Genomic DNA, 6,787 nt, shown 5'->3' with positions numbered 1-6,787 from the left:
TTCACACGATGGACTAAAGCCGAGCAAAGCACCCTGTCGCAGGCTAAGGGCACAGTAACAAGTTTGCTAGTCTAAGTCCCTCCCGTTTCACTGGTAAAACCCGTTGGTCAACCCTATCGGGCCGACGGTGGGCAAGGCGTAATGCTTCGCATAATTAATACTTAGAAACGCTATTGTAAAAGATTTATATAGCCTCAGGGCTATCTAAATCAACTAGCGTTTCAGAAAAGAATTTTAAAAAATATATTATTACAAATATTCAGTAATTTATTTTTAGTAAGTGTGTTCTAATGGATGAAATATTGATGCTTTATTATCAGGTCTTAAATTATGTAAGAATATTTTTCTTAGGTCTTAGAAACTAATATAAGTATTTTAAGTAAAAATTTTTAGTAGGGTATATAGTAGGGTAGAAACAAAAAAGCCCGCTACAAAGTAAACGGGCTCTATGTTCATGGCGGAGAAAGAGGGATTCGAACCCCCGGACCTGTTACAGTCAACGGTTTTCAAGACCGCCGCTTTCGACCACTCAGCCATTTCTCCGAACTATTGAGGTCTATTATACAATCATTTATTGGTTTTGCAAGGATGTTTATAGGAAAAATCAAATATATTTTAATTTTTTCCATGATGTTTGATGAAAGATAATATATTATCAAGATAGTAAGTATTTTTAGGTTTGTACGCAGATGATAAATTTTTTAGCTAAAGATCAAAATTGGGCAAAAATAGCTCCGTGGGCAGGAATAGTTCTCTTAATATTATTGTTTATAAATTTTTCAATATATGATCCTCATTTTTGGGCATTAATAAATATTCCTTTATATTTATTTCATCAGACAGAGGAGCATTATGTTCCTGGAGGTTTTAAGAAATTTATGAATCAAGTCGTAATGAACTTACCAGAAGGACAGGAGAAGCTGACTGATATTAAAATATTTTGGATAAATATTTTAATGGTATGGGTAGCCTTTGCTATTTTTGGAGTACTAAGTTTTGTAAATCTAGGTTTTGGATTATTGATTATTATTTTTAGTATTATGAATTGTTTAACTCATATTGCAGAAGGCGTTAAACGAAGAGCTTGGAATCCTGGTTTAATAATGGCTACTATTCAGTTTATCATATCTATCTTTGCAGCTTACTATATTACGATTTGTGGTTTAAATAATCCTATAAAATGGTGGTTATCGACTATAATATTTTCAATTGTGGCTCATGTTTTATTATTCAAGTTAGTCATGACTAAAGATTAATAAAAATTTAATATTTCTAGACTTTAAGGTTGCTAACTATTATTATCTTAAAAAAAAATCTTTATTTATAAGAGTTTGAAATGTCAGATAACAGATATGAGATTACTAAAAAAGTAACTATTGTAGGAATGATTATAAATGCATTGCTTGCAATATCTAAGACAATAGTTGGGATAATTGGTCGTTCGCCAGCTTTATTTGCAGATGGAATTCATTCTTTTTCAGATTTGCTGAGTGATGGTATGGTTTTATTTGCTGCTAAATATGCAAGTAAAGAAGAAGATCATAATCACCCATATGGTCATGAGAGGCTTGAAACATTAGCAACACTTGTACTTTCATGCTTGCTTATAGTAGTAGGTTTTATGATTGTTTATCATTCATTAAATGATTTGATTAGTGGCGATTATTCAACTCCTGATAAATTTACAATTTTTGCGGCTATTTTTTCAATAGTTGGTAATGAGTTTATCTATCAATATACCATGAGAGCTGCCAATAAAATTAATTCAGATATGTTAAGAGCAAATGCTTGGCATAGTCGCTCAGATATGTGGTCTTCAGTAGTTGTTTTAGTTGGCTTAATTGGAGCATTTTTAGGTTTTGCATGGATGGATGCTATTGCAGCTCTTATTGTATGTTATATGATCGTAAAAATGGGAGTTAAATGGGGATATTCTGCAGTTTCAGAATTAATTGATGAAGGTGTTGATGATGAAACTCGCAAAAATATTAAAACAATAATTACAAATACAGAAGGTGTTGAAGATTTTCACTATCTTAGAACTAGAAAGATGGCTGGTAAAATAGTTTTAGATGTCCATGTTTTAGTTAATAAATTTAGCACAGCCTCTGAAGGTCATTATGTGGCTGAAATTGTTAAGAGTAATATTTACCATAATGTTGAAAATATTAAAGATATAACTGTGCATGTTGATGTTACAAATCATGAAGATAGTGTTATTAAATTAGAAAATTTTGAACCATCAAGGCAAGATATTTTAGATATAATATATGAGTTTTTTGCTAAAAATAATTTAGACTCAAGTATTCTTCTATCTAAAAGAAGCTCTATATATTACTTCGATAATGAAATAATAGTTGATCTTTATGTTAAAAGATCAAATGATCTAAAAAAATATTCAAATGAATTGAAGAATATAGCATATAAAGATTATAATATTAGTATTAATCTATATTGTCAGCTTATTGACAGTTAATGTGTAAAGGTTTCTAAAATGAAAATCAAAAAAGCAGTTTTTCCTGTTGCAGGATGGGGTACAAGATTTTTACCTGCAACAAAATCATGTCCTAAAGAAATGTTAACTGTTGTTGATAAGCCTTTAATTCAATATGCTGTAGAAGAAGCTATAGAAGCTGGCTGTAAAGAAATAATTTTTGTGACAAGCTCTAATAAAAAATCATTAGAGGATCATTTTGATAGAAATTTTGAATTAGAATACTCACTTGAGAAAAAACAAAAATATGATTTACTGAATATGGTAAAGAATATTATTCCTAAAGATGTAAGTTTTTTCTTTGTCCGTCAACCAGAAGCTTTTGGTTTAGGACATGCTGTATTATGTGCTAAACCTCTCGTTGGCATTGAGGATTTTGCTGTTATATTACCTGATGATCTTATTTATAATTATGACTGTGGTACTGGAGTTTTAAAGCAAATGGTTAAAGCTGTTGAAGGTACTGATATTAGAGGGTGTATAGCCACTCAGCAAGTTAAGAAAGCTGAAACGGAATCATATGGAATAGTAGCTAAGGATGAAGAGAATATTATAAAAGCAATTGTAGAAAAGCCATCACCAGAGAAAGCACCATCAACTAATGCTGTAGTTGGTAGATATTTGCTCCCAAATAAGATATTTAGATGTTTAGAAACAACTTCTGAAGGGGCCGGTGGGGAAATACAGCTAACGGATGCTATTGCTAAGTTAATAGACCAAGAAGAGAAAATACTTTCCTACGAATTTAAAGGAACTCGTTATGATTGTGGAAGTAAGTTAGGTTTTCTAATTGCTAATTATGAAATAGCATTACAGCATCAAGAGCTTGGCGAAAAATTTAAGAATTATCTTAAAAATAAACATTAAATTAATTCATAGACAGTTGCATCTAAAACTTACAATTTTTCTGAAATATGCTAATATGAAATTTAAGAGTAATTTATTTATAATTGATTTATGTCATATTCAAAATTTCAAGTATCTCAAGAGTTTATTAATAACGCTCATATTAACAGTGAATTATATGAAAAGCTTTATCAAGAATCTTTAAATAATCCAGAAAGTTTTTGGGCTAAACAAGCAAATCGCATCCATTGGGATAAGCCTTTTAGTAAAGCATATAATAGCAGTTTTGATCCTGTTGATATCAAATGGTTTGATGATGGGTTGTTGAATGTTTGCTATAATTGTGTAGATAGACATTTACCAGAAAGATCAAATCAAGTTGCTTTTATATGGCAAGCAGATAATCCAAAAAAATCAAAAAAGATAACATATCGCGAACTTTATCATAGAGTTTGTGAAATGGCTAATGTATTAGAAAATAATGGTGTAAAACAAGGTGACGTTGTAACTATATATATGCCATTAGTTCCAGAGTCTATATATGCGATGCTAGCATGTGCACGTATAGGAGCAATACATTCTGTTGTGTTTGGTGGATTTTCAGCAGAGGCATTAAAGCAGCGTATAATAAATGCAAAAAGCGATTTTATTATAACTGTTGATGAAGCTGTTAGATCTGGTAAAAGAATTCCAATGAAGGCTAGTGTTGATAAGATTGTTTCTGAGATTGATTTTGTTAGAAAAGTCTTAGTGGTACGCAATACAGAGACAGAAAATATTTCATGGAATGACAATCTCGATATCTGTTATTCAAGTGAATTAAAAAAAGTTTCAAATGAACATACTCCAAAATCTTTTAAAGCAGAAAACCCACTGTTCATGCTGTATACTTCAGGTTCTACAGGAGCTCCTAAAGGTTTAGTACATACTTCAGGTGGATATTTAGTTTATGCTAGTATGACACATAAATTAGTATTTGATCATAAGGATCATGATGTCTATTGGTGTACAGCAGATATTGGATGGATAACTGGTCATACATATGTAGTTTATGGTCCTCTTGCTAATGGAGCTACTTCTGTTATATTTGAAGGTGTCCCAACATATCCAGATGCTTCGAGATTATGGCAAGAAGTAGATCAACATAATGTGAGTATTTTATATACGGCACCAACTTTAGTTAGATCATTATTAAAAGTTGGCGATGATTATCTTAAAGATACAACAAGAAAATCTTTACGAATTCTAGGATCAGTTGGTGAACCAATTAATCCAGAAGCATGGCATTGGTTTGTAGAAAAAGCAGGTAATAATCAAGCTCCATTAGTTGATACTTGGTGGCAAACTGAGACTGGTGGACATATGATTGCTCCTTTGCCAGGAGCTCATAAACTAAAACCTGGGGCTGCTTCTAAACCTTTCTTTGGTGTTGAGGTTGCTTTGTTTGACACAGATGGTAAAGAGATACATGGAGAGGGTAAAGGTGCCTTATGTATAAAACGAGCTACACCTGGAATGGCAAGAACTATTCATGGAGATCATGAAAGATACCTTCAGACTTATTTTTCTAGCTTTAAAGGACATTATTTTTCAGGAGATGCTGCTAGAAGAGATGAGGATGGTTACATCTGGATCGAAGGTCGTATGGATGATGTGATAAATGTTTCAGGTCATAGGATGGCTACAGCAGAAATAGAAGCAGCTCTAAATACACATCCATCGGTTGCAGAAAGTGCTGTTGTTGGCATGCCTCATGATATTAAAGGTGAAGCTATATATGTTTATTGTATCCTTAAAGAAGGAAAAGATAATAATCCTGAAGCACTTGATGAAGTGAGGAAATCTTTGGTTAAATATGTTCGTCAAGAAATTGGACCTGTTGCTACACCTGAGGTTATTCAATTTACACCAGAGCTTCCAAAAACACGTTCTGGTAAGATTATGCGTAGAATCTTAAGAAAAATAGCAGCAAAAGATTTTGAAAATTTCGGAGATACCTCTACACTATTAAATCCAGATATAGTAGAGTATCTAAAAAAGAATAGATAAAAATGAATCATGAAAAATACTTCCTTAGTAAAAGGTTATCTGAAAATAGCTTTAGCCTTAATCTTTTGGGCTAGCCTATATCACATAGCCCCTTTACCTCTTAGATATGTTGACATATATTTGGTCGGCTTGATTCGTTATGCTTTTGCTTCAATAATATTTATTTTTATTCATTACTATTTTACAAAAACATTCTTTCCTCGATTGAATATGAGACAATGGCTATATGTTATTGCTGTAGGTTTTTTTGGGGTTTTTCTTTATAACATAGCATTCTTATGGGCAGAGAAACTTATATCTGGAAATATTGTAGCTATAATTTATGCATTTACTCCTTGTCTTATTACAATATTATCTAGCTATATTTTTAGGCTAAAAGTTAATCAGCAAGCTAAAGTTGGTATACTTGTTGCGTTACTTGGCACTATAGGAGTTGTCTTATTTTCAAACGGGGCTGCTGAATGTCTAAATGGCGTAGAGATAAATCTTGGGGAAGTATTAAGTGTTTTAGCTGTTATATGTTTTGCTGCTTATGCAATACTAGGTAAATGTTGTGTAAGAGAAGGTATTCATATGATTACTATAAATACTTACGCAGCTATTGTTGGTATGATAATGTTTGCCATAGTAAGTATTATAAAATCTGATTTTTCTCAACTTGCTAATACAGATATTAAATTCTGGGGAAGTATGCTTTATATTGCTGCATTTGCCACTGTAACTGCTTATGTTTGGTATCTTGGGGCTCTTGAAGAGATTGGCGTATATAAAACAGCAGTTTTTCAAAATACTTTACCATTTTTAGTTATTTTTATTGGTTTTCTTTTCTATGGTAAGACTATTTCTATTTTGTCATTATTATTTGGTGGTGTAGTTTTTTTAGGTGTTTATCTTACAAATGCTGCTGTTAGTAAAAAGCAAAACTAAATTTATTCTAAAATAGTACTCTATAAAAGCCAAATTCTAAATATTTACTTTGATATGCAAAAAAGTATATGATTGATATCAAATCATGCATGATGAAGCTTGATTATATTTTAAAGTAACTGGATATATTATTTATGATTACTAATGCATATTCTAAAGATATTAAAGAAATTATAGAACAAACTCAGACAGATATAAAATGTGGTCTAGATGCTGAGGAATCTAAAAAAAGGCAGGAAATATTTGGAAAAAATAATATTAAAATTAGAAAAAATGAAGCAAAATGGTTAACTTTTTTTAAACAGTTTCATCAGCCTTTAGTATACATATTAATTGGAGCATCTATATTAACCTTATCATTACGAGAGTACATAGATTCTATAGTAATATTTGGAAGACTGTTGAATAAATCTTTCAATTTCTATGAATAGGAATATTTTTGCTATTTTTAGTAAAAACTTAGCCTTAAAT

At 31.2% G+C, this 6,787-nt stretch carries 6 protein-coding genes and 1 tRNA gene; 6 read left to right on the top strand and 1 reads right to left on the bottom strand.

Annotated features, from left to right (window positions below):
• Positions 1 to 455: 455 nt before the first annotated feature.
• Positions 456 to 543: transfer RNA gene (locus R8535_RS10405), tRNA-Ser, on the bottom strand.
• Between the two features lie 146 nt (positions 544 to 689).
• On the opposite strand from R8535_RS10405, the gene R8535_RS10400 reads away from it, so the two are divergent.
• The 6 genes from R8535_RS10400 to R8535_RS10375 all read left to right on the top strand — a co-directional run bounded on the left by R8535_RS10400 (position 690) and on the right by R8535_RS10375 (position 6,747).
• Positions 690 to 1,256: an HXXEE domain-containing protein gene (locus R8535_RS10400; protein ID WP_329499017.1), complete on the top strand. Its 567-nt coding sequence runs from the start codon at positions 690 to 692 to the stop codon at positions 1,254 to 1,256.
• An 80-nt stretch (positions 1,257 to 1,336) separates the two neighbouring features.
• Positions 1,337 to 2,476 (top strand): cation diffusion facilitator family transporter, encoded by a 1,140-nt coding sequence (locus R8535_RS10395; RefSeq protein WP_329499018.1) that lies wholly within the window; start codon positions 1,337 to 1,339, stop codon positions 2,474 to 2,476.
• Between the two features lie 18 nt (positions 2,477 to 2,494).
• Positions 2,495 to 3,361: a UTP--glucose-1-phosphate uridylyltransferase GalU gene (galU, locus tag R8535_RS10390; protein ID WP_329499019.1), complete on the top strand. Its 867-nt coding sequence runs from the start codon at positions 2,495 to 2,497 to the stop codon at positions 3,359 to 3,361.
• A 90-nt stretch (positions 3,362 to 3,451) separates the two neighbouring features.
• Complete coding sequence (gene acs / locus R8535_RS10385; protein WP_329499020.1) at positions 3,452 to 5,389, top strand: acetate--CoA ligase; 1,938 nt, start codon at positions 3,452 to 3,454, stop codon at positions 5,387 to 5,389.
• 9 nt (positions 5,390 to 5,398) lie between these two features.
• Positions 5,399 to 6,316, top strand: a complete 918-nt coding sequence (locus R8535_RS10380; RefSeq protein ID WP_329499021.1) for a DMT family transporter — start codon at positions 5,399 to 5,401, stop codon at positions 6,314 to 6,316.
• Positions 6,317 to 6,450: 134 nt separating this feature from the next.
• On the top strand, positions 6,451 to 6,747 hold the full coding sequence (locus R8535_RS10375; protein WP_329499023.1) for a cation-transporting P-type ATPase: 297 nt from the start codon (positions 6,451 to 6,453) through the stop codon (positions 6,745 to 6,747).
• Positions 6,748 to 6,787 lie beyond the last annotated feature (40 nt).

This window comes from Francisella sp. 19S2-4, from assembly GCF_036281795.1.
Taxonomy (GTDB): domain Bacteria; phylum Pseudomonadota; class Gammaproteobacteria; order Francisellales; family Francisellaceae; genus Francisella.
The sequence above is the reverse complement of the archived record's forward strand: the minus strand, read 5'-3'. Positions and strand labels throughout refer to the sequence as shown.

Excerpts from the sequence above, each read along its gene's own strand:
- R8535_RS10400 (WP_329499017.1), top strand. The coding sequence starts at position 690 with ATGATAAATTTTTTAGCTAAAGATCAAAATTGGGCAAAAATAGCTCCG.
- R8535_RS10395 (WP_329499018.1), top strand. The coding sequence starts at position 1,337 with ATGTCAGATAACAGATATGAGATTACTAAAAAAGTAACTATTGTAGGA.
- galU (WP_329499019.1), top strand. The coding sequence starts at position 2,495 with ATGAAAATCAAAAAAGCAGTTTTTCCTGTTGCAGGATGGGGTACAAGA.
- acs (WP_329499020.1), top strand. The coding sequence starts at position 3,452 with ATGTCATATTCAAAATTTCAAGTATCTCAAGAGTTTATTAATAACGCT.
- R8535_RS10380 (WP_329499021.1), top strand. The coding sequence starts at position 5,399 with ATGAAAAATACTTCCTTAGTAAAAGGTTATCTGAAAATAGCTTTAGCC.
- R8535_RS10375 (WP_329499023.1), top strand. The coding sequence starts at position 6,451 with ATGATTACTAATGCATATTCTAAAGATATTAAAGAAATTATAGAACAA.